The 16083-nt window shown below is 73.6% G+C and carries 14 protein-coding genes; 6 read left to right on the top strand and 8 right to left on the bottom strand.

Translation table 11 applies throughout. The features are described 5' to 3' along the window. Positions 1-53: 53 nt before the first annotated feature. The 6 genes from AB0927_RS39855 to AB0927_RS39830 form a co-directional block, all read right to left on the bottom strand. Positions 54-1667 (bottom strand): FAD-binding protein, encoded by a 1614-nt coding sequence (locus tag AB0927_RS39855; RefSeq protein ID WP_366672756.1) that lies wholly within the window; start codon positions 1665-1667, stop codon positions 54-56. A 122-nt stretch (positions 1668-1789) separates the two neighbouring features. Then, positions 1790-3190 (bottom strand): MFS transporter, encoded by a 1401-nt coding sequence (locus tag AB0927_RS39850; protein WP_366672755.1) that lies wholly within the window; start codon positions 3188-3190, stop codon positions 1790-1792. Between the two features lie 7 nt (positions 3191-3197). Further along, complete coding sequence (locus tag AB0927_RS39845; RefSeq protein WP_366672754.1) at positions 3198-4661, bottom strand: aldehyde dehydrogenase family protein; 1464 nt, start codon at positions 4659-4661, stop codon at positions 3198-3200. A 188-nt stretch (positions 4662-4849) separates the two neighbouring features. After that, positions 4850-5995, bottom strand: coding sequence for a low temperature requirement protein A (locus AB0927_RS39840; RefSeq protein ID WP_366672753.1), 1146 nt, complete (start codon positions 5993-5995; stop codon positions 4850-4852). A gap of 166 nt (positions 5996-6161) precedes the next feature. Next, a complete protein-coding gene (locus tag AB0927_RS39835) occupies positions 6162-6539 on the bottom strand; it encodes a toxin Doc (protein ID WP_366672752.1) in 378 nt (125 codons plus the stop codon). A gap of 3 nt (positions 6540-6542) precedes the next feature. Continuing rightward, positions 6543-6782, bottom strand: coding sequence for a hypothetical protein (locus AB0927_RS39830; RefSeq protein WP_366672751.1), 240 nt, complete (start codon positions 6780-6782; stop codon positions 6543-6545). Between the two features lie 169 nt (positions 6783-6951). Between AB0927_RS39830 and AB0927_RS39825 the strand changes: the two genes are divergently transcribed. Then, entirely contained in the window at positions 6952-9330 is a 2379-nt protein-coding gene (locus AB0927_RS39825; protein WP_366672750.1) for a SpoIIE family protein phosphatase, read from the top strand. Positions 9331-9336: 6 nt separating this feature from the next. On the opposite strand, the gene AB0927_RS39820 is transcribed toward AB0927_RS39825, so the two are convergent. Next, a complete protein-coding gene (locus AB0927_RS39820) occupies positions 9337-9885 on the bottom strand; it encodes an RNA polymerase sigma factor (protein WP_366672749.1) in 549 nt (182 codons plus the stop codon). Between the two features lie 46 nt (positions 9886-9931). On the opposite strand from AB0927_RS39820, the gene AB0927_RS39815 reads away from it, so the two are divergent. From AB0927_RS39815 to AB0927_RS39800, 4 genes are all read left to right on the top strand, one after another. Next, positions 9932-11320, top strand: coding sequence for a serine/threonine-protein kinase (locus AB0927_RS39815; RefSeq protein ID WP_366672748.1), 1389 nt, complete (start codon positions 9932-9934; stop codon positions 11318-11320). 148 nt (positions 11321-11468) lie between these two features. Further along, a complete protein-coding gene (locus AB0927_RS39810; protein WP_366672747.1) occupies positions 11469-12167 on the top strand; it encodes a DUF4232 domain-containing protein in 699 nt (232 codons plus the stop codon). Positions 12168-12253: 86 nt separating this feature from the next. Continuing rightward, positions 12254-13507 carry an SLC13 family permease gene (locus AB0927_RS39805; RefSeq protein WP_366672758.1) on the top strand — a complete coding sequence of 418 codons (1254 nt, stop codon included), beginning with the start codon at positions 12254-12256 and terminating at the stop codon, positions 13505-13507. Between the two features lie 15 nt (positions 13508-13522). Beyond that, on the top strand, positions 13523-14011 hold the full coding sequence (locus AB0927_RS39800; protein ID WP_366672746.1) for a universal stress protein: 489 nt from the start codon (positions 13523-13525) through the stop codon (positions 14009-14011). Positions 14012-14043: 32 nt separating this feature from the next. On the opposite strand, the gene AB0927_RS39795 is transcribed toward AB0927_RS39800, so the two are convergent. Then, complete coding sequence (locus AB0927_RS39795) at positions 14044-15012, bottom strand: aldo/keto reductase (RefSeq protein WP_366672745.1); 969 nt, start codon at positions 15010-15012, stop codon at positions 14044-14046. A gap of 227 nt (positions 15013-15239) precedes the next feature. On the opposite strand from AB0927_RS39795, the gene AB0927_RS39790 reads away from it, so the two are divergent. After that, the gene (locus tag AB0927_RS39790) at positions 15240-15992 is read left to right on the top strand and encodes an endo alpha-1,4 polygalactosaminidase (protein WP_366672757.1); all 753 of its coding nucleotides are present in this window, start codon (positions 15240-15242) and stop codon (positions 15990-15992) included. Positions 15993-16083: the final 91 nt, after the last annotated feature.

Genomic DNA, 16083 nt, shown 5'->3' with positions numbered 1-16083 from the left:
GCCCCACCCCGGAAGGACGAGGGGTGGGGCCGCGGTGTGTCTACCGGGGCCGGTCAGGACGCCGTGACGGACAGCGCGTGGTGGAAGACGTTCTTCGGGTCCCACTTCTTCTTCACGGCCTGCAGGCGCGGGTAGTTGCCCTTCCAGTACAGGGTCTGCCAGGGCACCCCGGAGGTGTTCCACTGCGGGTCGGTGAGGTCGGGGTCGGGGTAGTTGATGTACGACCCGTCGGCGTCGCCGTCCGGCAGCGGGACGCCCCCGGTGGCGGCGTAGAAGTCCTGGTACAGGGCGCGCAGCCAGGCGACGTGCCGGTCGTCCTCGGCGGGGTCCGTCCAGTAGGTGAGGAAGTTGGCCTTCAGCATCGAGTCGCGCTGGGCGAGGGCCGTCGCGTCGGGGGCGACCGTGGTGACCTGGGCCCCGTAGGAGAAGAGGATCGCGCCGCCGTGTCCGGTGTACGTCCGGTCGCTGAGGTTGCGGTAGAGGACCGCGAGCTGCGCGTCGGACCAGCCCTTGCGCAGATAGGCGCCCTTGAACTTGCCGCGGTTGTAGATCCCCGTGTCGTAGTGGTCCTTGAGGGACTCCTTCAGCCAGGGCGTGCTGTGGGCGGTGGTGGCGTGCGCGGTGCTCACGCCGTCCGCTATCGCGCCTATGTAACTGTCCATGAGCTGCTGGGAGTTGGGCAGCGAGCCGTCGATCTGGGCGGTGAGGCTGACGGCGCCCTGGACGTAGTTGTACAGGAGCAGGGCGCTGTTGAGGGTGTCGTAGTCGGTGCCCGGCACGTTGTTGGCGGCGTGCCAGGCGTTGTGGTTGCGGACGATGCGGGTGAAGTCGGCCTGGGTCAGGTCCGTCCACGCCCAGCTGGTGGAGGTCTTGAGCAGGCTGTGCGGCGGCTTGGGCAGCAGGCCGGCCGGGTCGGTGCCGGTGGCGTCCGGGGAGCGGAACCAGAAGGTGGTCACGATCCCGAACTGGCCGCCGCCACCGCCGGTGTGGGCCCACCACAGCTCCCGGTTGGGGTCGGCGGCGTCGCGGGTGGCGACCACGGAGCGCGCGGTGCCGGAGGCGTCGACGTACACCACCTCGACCGCGTACAGGTGGTCGACGACGGAGCCGTACTTGCGGTTGAGGGGGCCGTAGCCGCCGCCGGTGACATGTCCGCCGACGCCGACGGTGGGGCAGTCGCCGGCCGGTATGGTCACGCCCCATTCGAGGTAGAGGGTGCGGTAGACCTGGGCGAGGGTGGCGCCGCCCTGGACGGAGAAGGCCCGCCGGGCGGCGTCGTAGCCAACGGCGTTCATCTCGGACATGTCGATCAGGGTCCGCACGCCCGGGTCGTCCACGAGGCCGTCGAGGCAGTGGCCGCCGCCGCGCACCCCTATCCGGGCCCCGGCCGTCACCGCCTCCTGCACCGCGGCGACGACCTGGGCGGTGGAGTGCACGAGCCGTATCTGGTCGGGCCGGGCGACGAACCGGGCGTTGTATCCGCGCTGGGTGAGATCCAGGTAGCGCGGGTCGGACGGGGTCACGGTCACCGTGCCGACGGCGGCACCGGAGTCGGTGGTGTCGGCGGTGGTGCGGGGGGCCGCCAGCGCGCTCGGGGTCCCGAGTGCGACGACACCGCCGACGCCGGTGGCGGTGCCGAGGAATCCCCTGCGGGTCAGTCGGGGCATTTCTGCTCCTTCGCGATACGCGTCAAGTGTGACATTTGATGTGTGAACGGGCGATTTTTGGGTAAAAAGGGCTGCCGCCCCTGGAGCGGACTCCGGGAACGGCAGCGAGGGGGTCGGGAGGGTCAGCCGGTGGCGCGGGCCGGGTCGGTGGCCGCCGGGGAGGCGACCGGGACGGAGACCGGCGCCGCCGAGCGCCGCGCCACGAGCAGCGCCGCGGCCACCGCCGCCACCATGCCGATCAGCGGCACCACGGCCAGCACCCCGATCGCGGTGGACAGGCTCATCGCGCCGACCATGCCGCCGACCGCGGCGGAGCCGAGCGAGCCGCCCGTGATGAACACGAGCTGGAACACGCCGGCCGCCACCCCGTGCACGGAGCTGTCGACCAGGTGCGGCACCGCCGCCATCAGCGCGACCTGGCCCGCGCTGAACCCGGAGACACAGGCGGCCACCGCGATCACCAGGGCGACCGGCTGGCGCCCCGCGAGCGCGGCGAGCAGCAGCCCGGCGGCGCTGAGCACCGTGAGCGCGGTGACCAGGCGCAGCGGGCCCACCTTGTGGGCGAGCCCGCCGGCCGTCCGCGACAGGACCGCGCTGACCACACCGGTGGGCAGCAGGATCAGGCCGATCTGGGTGACGCTGAGGTCGTGGTCCATGAGGATCAGCCGGGGCGCCGCGAACTGGATGACGAGGTACCCGGCGAAGAGCGTGAAGCCGGCCGCCGCGGCGAGCACGAAACGGCTGTTGCTGACCACCAGGCGCGGCAGGAAGCCGTCGGGCACCCGGCGCACATGCCACACGGTGGCCGCGGCCAGCGCGATCGCGAGCACCGCGAGCACGAGGACGAGGTTCTCCTTCAGATGAGTGGTACGGGCCTGGAGGAGGACCGCGAGGGCGGCGGCGAGGGCGAGGCAGAGCACGGCGCCGCGGGCGTCCAGGCGCTCCTTGCGGGGCTGGGTGACGGGCGCGATGCGCAGCACCCGTAGCGCGGCGATCGCCGAGAGGCCGGGCAGCGCGAGGGCCGCCTGCCAGCCGATCAGGTCGGTCAGGGCACCGCCGAGCAGCGCGCCGCCGCCGGAGACGATGCCGACGACGGCACCCATGGTGCCGATGGTGCGGCCGCGTTCGTGCGGGTCGGTGAAGAGCCGGTTGGCGACGCCGAAGGACAGCACGGCGGCGACGCCACCGCCGATGCCCTGGAGCATGCGGCCCGCGACGACGGCCGGGAACCAGGGGACGGCGACGACGAGGACCGTGCCGGCCAGGAGCACCACCATGCCGGTGATGATGGGCATGCGCAGACCGCGGATGTCGGCGAGGCGGCCGGCCAGGGCGGAGGCGACGGAGAGGGTCAGGGTGTAGCCCGCCAGCACCCAGGCCGTCGCCCCGGAGGCCACCGAGAGGCTGTCGCCGAGCGCGGGCAGAGCGATGGGCGTCGCGGACATTCCGAGCGCGCTGGGCGCCAGGAAGGCACCCAGCACGAGTCCGGCGGAGAGCGCGCCGGGTCGGGTTTGGTCGGACATGGCTACCTCAATCGACATTGACGTACACGGTCTTGTACTGCAGGTACTCCTCGATGCCCTCGGGGCCGAGCTCGCGGCCGTAGCCGGAGGACTTGTAGCCGCCGAAGGACGTGGAGTTCTCGAAGGCCGCCCAGGTGTTGACCCAGACGATCCCCGCCTGGAGCCGGGCGGCCACGGTGTGGGCGCGGCGCACGTCACGGGTGTGCAGGCCCGCGGCGAGCCCGTACGGCGTGCCGTTGGCGATCTCGACGGCCTCCTCGTCGGTGTCGAACGGGAGCACCGTGACGACCGGGCCGAAGATCTCCTCCTGCGCGATGCGCATCTGGGGGTTCGCGCCGGTGAAGAGCGTGGGCTGGTGGAAGTAGCCGGGCCCGTCGTGGCCGCGCTCGCCGCCGAAGGCGACGGTGGCGCCCTCCTGCCGCCCGATGCCGACGTACTCGACGACCTTGTCGAGCTGCTGCCGGTGCGCCAGCGGGCCGAGCACGGTGGCCTCGTCCAGCGGGTCGCCGACCGGGATCGCGCCGAGTACGCCGGTCAGCGCGTCCACCACCTGGTCGTGCACGGAGCGATGCACCAGCAGCCGCGAGCCGCTCATGCAGAACTGGCCGGTGTTGAAGAAGCCGGCCTGGAACGCGGCCTGCACGGCCGGTTCGATGTCCGCGTCGCCGAAGACGATGTTGGCGCCCTTGCCGCCGAGTTCGACGGTGACCTTCTTCAGCGTTCCGGCCGCGGCCGCGATCAGGCGCTTGCCGGTGGCCGTGGAGCCGGTGAAGGAGATCTTGTCGATGCCGGGGTGCTCGACCAGGGCCGCGCCCACGGTGGCGCCGCCGCCGGTGACCACGTTGTGCACGCCCTCCGGCAGCCCGGCCTCGGCCATCACGCGGGCGAGCGCGAGGGCGGTCAGCGGGGTCTGCTCGGCGGGCTTGTGGACGATCGTGTTGCCCGCGGCGAGCGCCGGCGCGATCTTGTTGACCGCGAGGTTCAGCGGGAAGTTGAAGGGCGTGATGGCGCCGACCACGCCGAGGGGCTCGCGCCGCGTGTACTGGAGCGAGCGGGCGCCCGCCGGGCGGGCCGCGCCCTCCAGCATCTCGACCATGCCGGCGTAGTAGCGAAAGATCTCGGCGGCGGCCCGCACGTCGAAGCCGCGCGTGAAGGTGATCGGCTTGCCGACGTCGAGGGTCTCCAGGAGGGCCAGCTCCTCCCCCGCGGCCTCGATGCCGTCGGCTATGCGCAGCATCAGCCGGCCGCGCTCCTTGGCCGGCATCGAGGGCCAGGGCCCCATGTCGAAGGCGCGCCGCGCCGCCTGCACCGCGCGGTCGAGGTCGCTCGGACCGGCCCAGGCCACCTCGCATATCGGCTGCTCTGTCGCCGGGTTGATGTCCGGGACGGTCTCTCGGGAGTCTGCGGGCTGGAACTTGCCGTCGATGAACAGATTGCCGTCGCCGACAGCCTGGGTCGTCGGGGTCGTCATCGGAACACTCCTTCGCGAACTGTTGCCGGGGCTGTCACGCGCCGCACGCCGCGGCCGGGCACCCGAGAAAGTTAGGGGCGTGGGGGAGGCGGTCGCCGGGCCGTGGGACGGGGGCGCCGCACTGCGTCAAGTCGGCGGCCGCACCTGGCCACTTGGGGGTGAACCGGGGCCGTCTGCGGTCGCTCGGCTCAGCGCCTGACGAAGATCATCGGGACGTGCCGGCCGCCGGTCAGGAGCCAGTGCTCCAGGCCGTTGACGGCGACGAGTACGAACGCCACGGCGCCGAGCGTGGCCAGGCCCGGCACCAGCGGCGCGACGGCGGCGACGCCGAGCAGGGCGAGCCCGGCGGCGAAGCGGGTCACGGAGGCGGCCCCGAACATCCGGCGGCGGGTGTAGCAGAAGGTCAGGGTGAACAGGGCGGCGCCGACGGGCAGCAGTCCCGCGGCGAGCCGGTGCGGTGTCTCGACCGGCTCGGCGACGATCCGGTCGGCGCCCACGGCGACCAGCAACAGGCCGAAGACCAGGGCGAGATGGCCGTAGCTGAGCACGTCGCGCACGACGACGGCCGGTGTCGGATGGGTGCGCAGGGCGTGCGCGACGGCGGAGGCGGCGAGGTGGAAGTAGAGCCACCAGAGCCCGCATCCGGTGAGGAACGCGAGGGCGACGGCGGCCAGTTCCGTCGTGCCGAGGCGGCGGCCGCCCACCCAGGCGCCGACGGAGACGACGTTCTCGCCGAGGGCGATGATGATGAACAGCCCGAACCGTTCCGGCAGATGGTTGACACCGAACGCCAACTGCCGCAGGTGGCCGCTGAGTACGAGCGGGGCGATGATCTCCGCGACCACGGCGATCGCCCATCCGGCGACGCGCATCCGGTCCGGCAGCGCGGTCACCGCGAACAGGGCCAGCGCGAAGGCGAGCCCCGCCCGGTAGGGGTGGATGGTGTAGTTGGCGCATTCACGCCGGATGGCCTCCCCGATGAGCAGTCTGAGGGCGAGATAGCTGCCCGCGTACAGGAGCGCCTCCGGTCTGCTGTCCAGGGCGTGCTGCGCGGACATGCTCATCCCGTAGGTGGCCAGGCCGGCCAGCAGCAGGAACACCCGCTGCGTGTTGGTCTCGTGCACGGCGTTCATCGCCATCACGACGTCGACCCACGCCCACCACAGCGGCACCAGGACGAGCAGGCAGCTGCCCAGGCGCGACCAGCCGGGGTGCAGGGCGAGCACGTGGGCGACCTGGCTGACCCCGAAGGCGAGCACCAGATCGTAGAAGAGTTCCGTCCATGTGGCCCGGTCGCGTACGTCCACCTGCGTCCGGGCAGTGACTTCGGCCACCGCTGCACCAGCTTCCCTCTCGGTCTACGGACTGCGACAGGAATCGCGGATCGCAGGACCGACTGTGTGCGGCGGCCGCGGGCGGGACGGACCGGCGGGCGGCGCGCACGGGACATTCCGGGAAGTCGGTGGACGGTCTGTCCCAACTCCGGCCCCGCGCGGGCGTTCAGAGCTGCCAGGAGCGGAGCCGGTCGGCGGCCCCGTACACGTCCGTCTTGCCGGAGATCAGGTCGCGGGCGAGGTCCACCAGCGCGCCGTAGGGCGGGTCGATGCCGGCGCCGCTGACGAACATGTAGGCGACGGCGGTGGCACAGGCGAAGCGGGCGTTGGCCGCGGGCAGCGGTTTGAGCAGGGCGAGGGTGTGCAGCAGGGCGGCGGCGCGCCAGGCGGGGTCGGAGTCCACGCCGAGCCGGGGCGGATCGACCCGGTGCCGGGCGACGGCGGCGACCAGCGCGGAGAAGTCGTCGACCGCGGGCTGCTCGGGCAGGACCTCTTCGTGCCGCTGGAGCAGCCACGGGACATCGATGTGGATGACGGGCGGCATCGCTCAGGCGGCCTCGCCCCGCGCGGGGGATTCGTCCTCGGGGAACGCGGCGGCGAACTCCTCGGCGTGGGTGGTGAAGAAGCTGCGGAACGCCTCGGCGCCCTCCTTCAGGGCCCGGTGCCGGGCGATGTCGGCGGCGGCGGCCTCGCGGACGAGGGCCTTCATCGACGTACCGCGCTCCTTGGCGATCTGCCGCAGGTCCTCGAGTTCCCGGTCGCTGAACTCCACGTTGAGAGCTGGCATGAGCCAAACCGTACCCCTCGGGTACTCACCCGTAAATATCCGCAGGTCACGTCATATCCACTGCGGTACCACCCGGGGCCCGGCCACCGTCGGTGCAGGGGAAGCACTAGGCTGGGAGGCGCGAGAGGTGCCACCTGTTCACCGTGAGTGTGCGCTGGGAGCGGCGAGGATGAGCCGGGTCTATCCGTTCGACGAGGCGGCGACGGCCCGGGCTGTCATCGACGACCACGGGACGCTGGTGGAGTGGAACGAGGGCGCGCGGCGGCTGCTCGGCCACCCCGCCGAGGCCGTCGTGGGCCGCCCCGCCACCGACCTGCTCGCCGAAGCCGCCCCCGCCCTGCCCCGGGGCTCCCGCCGGCACGGCACGCTCGCCCTGCGCCACCTCGACGGCCATCGCGTCGACGTGTGGCTGCTCGCCCGGCACCGCCCGGCGCCCGACGGCGGCGGGGGCCGGTGGATCCTGGTCGCCCCGCTGCCCCGCGCGGCGCCGCCCGCCGAGGACGACCCGCTGGGCCAGGCGGGCCTGATCCAGTCGCCGTGCGCGATCGCGGTCTACGACGAGGAGCTGCGGCTGCACCGGATGAACGACGCCATGGCCGCGGTCTCCGGGCTGCCGGAGGAGCGGGCGCGGGGGCTGCGCTTCACGGAACTGGTCGACGGGCCGCAGGGCGAGGAGCTGGCGCGGGGCATGCGGGAGGTGCTGGTCACCGGCCGTCCACGGGACGTGCAGACCTTCATGCGGGCGGGCGGCGAGAGCCGGGCGCACGCGTGGCTCGTCCGGATGGCGCCGGTGACGGACCGCGCGGGCCGGGTGCGGGGCGTGTGCCTGGCCGCGCACGACGTCAGCGACAACCACCGGGCCCGGCAGCGGCTGCAACTGGTGAACGAGGCGAGCGTGCGCATCGGCACCACCCTCGACGTCACCCGTACGGCGCAGGAGCTGGCCGACATGTGCGTGCCGGCGATCGCCGACTTCGTCACCATCGATCTGCTGGACCCCGAGGAGTACGGCGGTGAGCCCCCGGCCCGCGTCGCCACGCCGGTCACCCTGCGCCGGGCCGCCCACCGCTCGGTCCTGGAGGGGGTGCCGGAGGCGGTGATGAAGCCGGGGCAGACCGAGCGCTATCCGGGCGGCTCCCCGCAGGCGGACTCGCTGACCGTGGGCCACACCATCATCGCCTCGAACACCGCGGGCGACATGAACCCCTGGATGAACTGGAACAGCGCGCGCACCCGGCAGGTGCGGGTCTTCGGCATCCACTCCGCGATGTCGGTCCCGGTGCGGGCCCGCGGGCTCACCCTGGGCGTCGCGGTCTTCGTCCGGCACCGGCGCCCGGAGGGGTTCGACTCCGACGACCGGCTGCTCGCCGAGGAGATCACCACCCGGGCCGCCGTCTGCATCGACAACGCCCGGCGCTATTCGCGCGAGCGGGAGACCGCCCTCGTCCTTCAGCGCAGCCTGCTGCCGCGCACGCTGCCGCGCACGGCCGCCCTGGAGGCGTCCTCCCGGTATCTGCCGGCGGCGCGGGCCGGGGTGGGCGGCGACTGGTTCGACGTGATCCCGCTGTCCGGGCTGCGGGTCGCGATGGTCGTCGCGGACGTGGTCGGGCACGGCATCCACGCCTCGGCCGCCATGGGCCGGATGCGCGCCGCCGTGCGCACCCTCGCGGACATCGACCTGGCCCCGGACGAACTGCTCACCCATCTGAACGACCTGGTGATGCGGCTCGCGGAGGACACCGGCGGCCACGGCGGCACCGGGGAGGTCGGCGCGACCTGTCTGTACGCGGTCTACGACCCGGTGTCGCGGCGCTGCACGCTGGCCCGCGCCGGGCATCCGCCGCCCGTGCTGCTGCCGCCGGGCGGCCGCCCGCGCCAGCTCGACCTGCCCGCGGGCCCGCCGCTGGGCCTGGGCGGGCTGCCCTTCGAGTCCACCGAGGTGGAGCTGGCTGAGGGCAGCGTCCTCGCGCTGTACACGGACGGCCTGGTCACCTCCCGGGAGCAGGACGCGGACACCGGGCGCGCGATGCTCTTCGAGGCGCTCGGCGCGGGCGCCGACTCGCTGGACACCGCCTGCGACCGCGTCCTGCACACCCTGCTGCCGGCCGGCGGCGCCGCCGACGACGTGGCGCTGCTGCTCGCCCGCACCCGGGGCCTGCCCGCCTCCCAGGTGGCGAACTGGGACATCCCGGCGGACCCGGCACTGGTCGCGCCGGTCCGCAAGCAGGTGGTGGAGCAACTGGACGCCTGGGCGCTCAGCGAGGCGGCGTTCACGGCGGAGCTGGTGGTCAGCGAGCTGGTCACCAACGCCATCCGCTACGCGTCCAGGCCGATCCGGCTCCGGCTGATCCATGACGCGGCCACGCTGATCTGCGAGGTCTCCGACGCCAGCCACACCGCCCCGCATCCGCGCCGGGCCAGGACCTTCGACGAGGGCGGCCGGGGGCTGATGCTGGTCGCCCAGCTCAGCCGGCGCTGGGGCAGCAGGCACACCGCGGACGGCAAGACGATCTGGGCGGAGCTGCCGCTGTCCGAAGCGGACGGGTAGCCGTCGTCAGGGACCGGCGAGCCAGGGCCGTACCTGTCTGCGGGCCTCGTGCAGGCGGGACTTGAAGGTGCCGAGCGGGATGCCCGCGCGTTCGGCGGCCTCGGCGTAGTCCAGTTGGCAGATGTCCCGGTAGACCAGCGGCGCGACCAGGTGCGGATGCTCCCGTTCCAGTCTCTCCAGCGCCTCCAGCAGGTCCACCCGGGAGCCGGCGATGACGCTGGTGGTGCGCGGGTCGACGGCGTGCGCCGGTTCGATGGCGGCGGGCTGTTCGGCGGCCCGCCGCTTCAGCTCGCGGTACTTCTGCCGGCAGCAGTTGGCGACCACGGTGTACAGCCAGGTGCCGAAGCGGCTGCGGCCCTCGAACGTGCCGATGCGGCGGGCCACTTGGAGCAGCACGTCCTGGGCGGCCTCCTCGGCGTCCTCCCGGCAGGGCAGGAAGCGCCCGCAGCGGCGCACGACATCGGGCCGCAGCTCGGTCAGCAGCCGGTCGAGGGCCGCCGGGTCCCCGGCGGCGGCACGCCGGGCGAGTTCCTCCACCGGCGCCTCGTCCTGCACGTCGCGGCCCCCTTCGAGTCGATCTCAGGGCAGGCATGATAGTCGCATGCACCCCCTGGAGCGGATCGGCCGATACCGTCTCGAACGGCCGCTGGGCACCGGCGCGTTCGCCACGGTGTGGCTCGCCCACGACCCGGAGCTGGAAGCCCCGGTGGCGGTGAAGGTCCTCGCCGAGAACTGGTCGCACCGGCTGGACGTCCGGGACCGCTTCCTGTCCGAGGCGCGGCTGCTGCGCCGGGCCGGGTCCAGCCGGGTGGTGCAGGTCTACGACATCGGCGAACTCCCGGACGGCAGACCGTACTTCGTGATGGAGTACGCCGACGGCGGCACCCTCGCCGACCTGCTGGTGGACGGCCCGCTGCCGGTGCCGGAGGCACTGGCGCTGACGGCGGAGGCGACGCGGGCCGCCGCCGCGCTGCACGAGGCAGGGATCGTGCACCGGGACATCAAGCCGACCAATGTGCTGCTGCACACCGCCCCGGACGGCACCCGGCGGGTGCTGCTGGCCGATCTGGGGCTCGCCAAGAGCCTCGCGCAGGGCTCGGTGCTCACCCTGGCGGCGGGCTCGGCGGGCTACCGGCCGCCGGAGCAGGCGGAGCCCGGCGCGGGCATCGACGAGCGGGCCGACGTCTACAGCCTGGGCGCGGTCGGCTACGAGCTGGTCACCGGGAGCGTGCCGGGACCGCCGGGCCGGGTGGTGCCGCCCGCGCGGCTGCGGCCGGGACTCCGCGAGGACGTGGCACGCGCGTTGCTGCGGGCGCTGGAGCCGGACCGGGCGCGGCGCTGGCCGGGCGCTCGGGAGTTCGCGGCCGAGTTGGACCGGCTGGCGGCGGGACCGGACGGACCCGCGCGGCGGCGGCTGGACCGGCTCCGCGGCCGGCTCAACGCGCTCACGCTGTCCGTGGCCGCCCTGGCCGCGGCCGCGGTGGCGGCGGTCACGGTGACCGTGGTGGCCCCCCCTGGCGGGGCCGCCGACCAGGCACGGGTGGCGGACGCGCGCGGCCGGGTGAGCGTCCGGGTGCCCGCCGCCTGGGACCGCGAGCTGCGCGACTCCGGCTGGGACCCGCGGGCGCTGGGCCTCGGCGCGGGTCACGAACCGGGCCTGGTGGTGGCCGACGACCTCGCCCACTGGCCCGATCCGAAGGCCCCGGTCGACGGTGTGTTCGTCGGGGTCAGCGCGCACGGCGACGTCACCGCACGGGTGAAGGCGCTCGCGCACACCGGCTGTCACTACTCCAGCAGCCGCGGCTTCAGCAGCGCCGAGTGGCACGGCCTGGTGCGGGCCTGGAGCGGCTGTCCGGACGGCGGTTCCATCACCGAGTCCGCGCTGGTCCCGGCGGGCGGCGCCGGCGAGCCGCAGGTGTACGTGCAGCTACGCCAGCGGGGTGACGGTGACGCCACCGATGGCGTACTGCGCTCGCTGAGAGTGGGGTGAGGGGTCGGCCGGGGGCCGGAGCGGGGAAAAGAACCCTCGTGTTCCGAACTTTTCCCACGGTCCGTGCATCGGAGTGGGGTGACGGCGCACTCGGCACCGTAGGCACGCGTTCGCCGCGTGCCCTGACCAACCAGGAGTGTTGAGCGACATGGTGTACACCCCACGGTCCGCGCGGCGCGGGGCCCTTTTCGCGGGCACGGTCGCCGTGCTGGGCCTGCTGACCGCCTGCGGCGACGGCCAGACCGTGCACAGCGACCCGCCCGTGACGTCCTCGGGTACGGCCGCGCCCGCGGCCGGCGACTCGGCACCACCGGCATCCGGCACCCCGGTCACCCCCTCCCCCGTCGCCTCCGCGCCCACCGGCGCCCCCTCGCCGGCGGTCTCCCGGGCGACCGCCACCCCCGGCGGCGGCACGACCAGCATGGCGAGCACCCGCTGCCACACCTCCGAACTGCGCGCCTCCGTGGGCCGCAACGACCCGGGCGCCGGGCAGGAGAACTTCCCCGTGGTGCTCACCAACGCGTCCGGCCGCACCTGCACGGTGCGCGGCTTCCCCGGCGCGGCCTTCGTGAACGGGGCCGGCGGCCAGCTCGGCCCCGACCCCCGGCGCCAGCCGGGCTCTTCGACGACGGTCACCCTCAGGCCGGGCCAGAGCGCCTGGGCCGGGCTGACCTTCTCCAGCCCGGGGGTCACCGGCGCGAAGACCGCCCGACCGGCCGCGCTGCTGATCACCCCACCGGATGAACGCGACCACCTGAAGGTGACGTGGACGGGCGGTGAGGTCCCCGTCTCCGGCAACTCCTCGTCGGTCTCCCTGACCGTCCTCAGCCCCGGCACCGCTCCCTGAGAAGCGCGTCCCCGGTCGACGCCGCGCGGCCGGGGACATCTGTTTTCATGGGCGGGACAGCGTGATCGATCCCGGAAGGACCCGCCCTGAACAGCCCGCTTGCCGAAGCCCTCTCCGCCGTACTGCTCGTCGCGGTGCTCGCTTTCGCCGTCGTACGGCCCTTCGGGTGGCCGGAGGCGGCGATGGCCGTCCCGGCCGCCGGGATCGCGATCGCCACCGGCGCCATCCCCCTCGACCACGCCCGCGCCGAGGCGGAGCGGCTCGGCCCGGTGGTCGGGTTCCTCGCGGCGGTCCTCGTGCTCGCCCACTTCTGTGCCGTGGAGGGCCTGTTCCGGGCCTGCGGGGCGTGGATGGCCCGCTGGGCGGCTGGGCGTCCGGTGCGGCTGCTGACCGCGGTGTTCGTGCTCGCCTCCGCGATCACCGCCGCGCTCAGCCTGGACGCCACGATCGTGCTGCTCACCCCGGTGGTGTTCGCCACCGCCGCGCGCACCGGCGTACGCCCCAAGCCGCATGTGTACGCCTGCACGCATCTGTCGAACACGGCGTCGCTGCTGCTGCCGGTGTCCAATCTGACGAACCTGCTGGCGTTCGCGGCGAGCGGACTGAGCTTCACCCGGTTCGCCGCGCTGATGGCGCTGCCGTGGCTGGCGGCGATCGGCGTCGAGTACCTGGTGTTCCGGCGGTTCTTCGCCGGTGACCTCGCGGCGGCGGCCCCGGCGGGCCGGGACCCCGGCGAGCCGCCCGTCTTCCCCCGGTTCGCGGTCGTGACCGTGGTCTGCACGCTGGCCGGGTTCGTGGTGGCCTCGGCGTTCGGCGTCGAGCCCGCCTGGGTGGCGGCGGCCGGGGCGCTGGTGCTGGCCGGGCGGGCGCTGCTGCGGCGCCAGGCGACCCCGGTGGATGTGGTGAAGGCGGCGGCCCCGGCGTTCCTCGCGTTCGTGCTGGCGCTGGGCGTGGTGGTGCGGGCGGTGGTGGACAACGGGCTCGCCGATGTGCTCGGGCGCATCGTGCCGGGTGGTACCGGTCTGCCCGCGCTGCTGGGGACCGCCGCGCTGGCCGCCGTCCTCGCGAACATCGTCAACAACCTGCCCGCGGTGCTGGTCCTGCTGCCGCTCGCCGCGCCGGCCGGTCCCGGCGCGGTGCTCGCGGTGCTGCTCGGAGTGAACATCGGCCCGAACCTGACCTACGCCGGATCGCTGGCCACGCTGCTGTGGCGGCGGATCGTGCACCAGCACGAGCACGGCGTGAACCTCGGCGAGTTCACCCGGCTGGGTCTGCTCGCCGTGCCGTCCTCCCTCGCGGTCGCGGTGGTGGCACTGTGGGGGTCACTGCAGGTTCTGTGACGGGAGGCCGATCCGATGCGGGTGATCGCCTGGCTGGTCGAGGGCACCTGGCCCGCCTGTGTGGACGCCGTGCGCACCCACGCGCCGGAGTCCGCCGAGGTGGTGCTGCTGCACGTCAGCGGTCCCGATGTGCCCGGGGTCGCGCACGGCGCGTTCGCGGGGCTGCTGGGCCGCGGGCATCCCGAGCGCGATCCCGGGGCCGCGCTGGAGGAGCTGGGCGGGACCTCGGCGGCCGACCTCCTGGCCGCGGCGGCCGAGCGGCTGGGCCGGCCCTGTGTGCGCGAGGAGCGCGCGGGCCGGGTCGAGCGGGAGGTGGTGGCCGCCGCCGAGGGGGCCGGTCTGCTGGTGCTGGCCCGGGACGGCGAACGGTCCCGGCTCGGGCCGCACAGCCTCGGCCCGGCGGCCCGCTTCGCCGTCGACCACGCCCCCTGCCCGGTCCTCCTGGTCTGGCCCGAACCGGCCCCGGGCCTGGCGACCATCCCTCCGCCGCCGCGCCACCCCTGACCTTCCCGTTTCCGGGCGACCCGCGGACGGGCTCAGTGGCCGCTGACCGCCCGCGGGGTGTACGACCGCTCCAACTCCTCGATCTCCTGCTCGCCGAGGGCGAGTTCGACGGCGGCGACCGCGTCCTCGATGTGCCGCGGCTTGCCTGCGCCGACGATCGGCGCGGTCACGGGGCGCTGGTGCAGCAGCCAGGCGAGGGCCACCTGGGCGCGCGGAACGCCGCGTTCACCGGCGATCCGCGTGACGGCCTCCACGATCGCGCGGTCGCCCTCCTGGTACAGCCCGCTGCCGAAGGCGTCGTGCTCGCTGCGCTCGGTGACCGTGCCCCAGTCACGGGTGAGCCGGCCCCGGGCCAGCGGGCTCCACGGCAGCACGCCGACGCCCTGGTCGGCGCAGAGCGGCAGCATCTCCCGCTCCTCCTCGCGGTAGAGCAGGTTGTAGTGGTTCTGCATGGAGACGAACTTCGTCCAGCCGTGCCGCTCCGCCGTGTACTGCGCCTTGGAGAACTCCCACGCGTACATCGAACTCGCCCCGATGTAGCGGGCCTTGCCCGCCTTGACCACGTCGTGCAGGGCCTCCATCGTCTCCTCGACGGGCGTCGCGTGGTCGTAGCGGTGGATCTGGTAGAGGTCGACGTGGTCGGTGCCGAGGCGGCGCAGGCTGTGGTCGATCTCGGTCATGATCGCCTTGCGGGACAGCCCGGCGCCGTTGGGGCCCGGCCGCATCCGGCCGTGGACCTTGGTGGCCAGCACGATTTCGTCGCGCCGCGCGAAGTCCCGCAGGGCCCTGCCCACGATCTCCTCGCTGGTGCCGTCGGAGTAGACGTTGGCGGTGTCGAAGAAGGTGATGCCCGCTTCCAGCGCCTGCCGGATCAGCGGACGGGCGGCTTCCTCGTCCAGGGTCCACTCGTGGTTGCCGCGTTCCGGCACTCCGTAGCTCATGCAGCCCAGACACACGCGCGACACGTCCAGGCCCGTCGAACCGAGCTTCACATACTGCATCGTTGCTGCTCCTGCCTTCGGGACGGATGATCACCGCCGAGCCTACGACGTGGCCCGGCACCGGCTTGACGACCGGAGCGTCCGGACGCTTTGATCCTGGCACGTGCCGCGCCGCCCGGCGTGCGCAGGAGGGAGCGGACGTGTCCCTCAGGGGTGTCCTTCGCGCCACGGGTCCGGCCAGGACGACCGGCGCCGCAGTCGTCGCCCTGACCGTCGCCGTCTCGGCACTGACCGGCTGTTCCCCGGCCCGGGACGACGCCGGAGCGGCCCCGGTGCGGCTGCCGCCCCGGCACGCCGGCTTCGACTACCAGATCGGCGGCGCCTATCCCCCGCCGCCCGGCGTCCGGATCGTCAGCCGCGACCGGTCCGACTCCCCCGCGCCCGGCCGGTACAACATCTGCTACGTCAACGCCTTCCAGGCCCAGCCCGCCGAACGCGCCTCCTGGCCGCGCGACCTGCTGCTGCGGGATTCGCACGGCAAGGTGGTCATGGACCGGGACTGGAACGAGGCGCTGCTCGACATCGGCACCCCGGCCAAGCGCGAGCGGGTGGCCGGTCGGGTGAACCGCTGGATCGACGGCTGCGCGCGCGAGGGCTTCGACGCCGTGGAGCCGGACAACTACGACAGCTACACCCGCTCCCAAGGGCTGCTCACCGCGTCCGACGCGACCGCCTTCATCGCCCTGCTCTCCCGGCACGCGCATGCCCGGCGCCTGGCCATCGCGCAGAAGAACACCCCCGAACTGGCCGGTCAGCGGCGCCGGGCCGGGCTGGACTTCGCGGTGGCGGAGGAGTGCGGGCAGTACGACGAGTGCGGGGTGTACGCGAAGGCGTTCGACGACCGGGTGGTGGACATCGAGTACACGGCGGACGGCCTGCGCAAGGCCCTCGCCGGGTGGGGCGGGCGACTGAGCATCGTCCGCAGGGACCGGGACGTCTCGACTCCCGGCACTTCGGGGTATGTCCGCGCGGTGCGCTAGTAGTGCTTCGTTATGTCTGTTTGCCGGGGTCGTGGTGTGTGAGGCACGGTGGATAGATGGATGTGCGGCAAGTTGCGGAGTTGCGGGCTGA

The organism is Streptomyces sp. NPDC048106 (assembly GCF_040706415.1).
Classification (GTDB): domain Bacteria; phylum Actinomycetota; class Actinomycetes; order Streptomycetales; family Streptomycetaceae; genus Streptomyces.
This window is presented reverse-complemented; position numbering and strand designations above follow the sequence as displayed.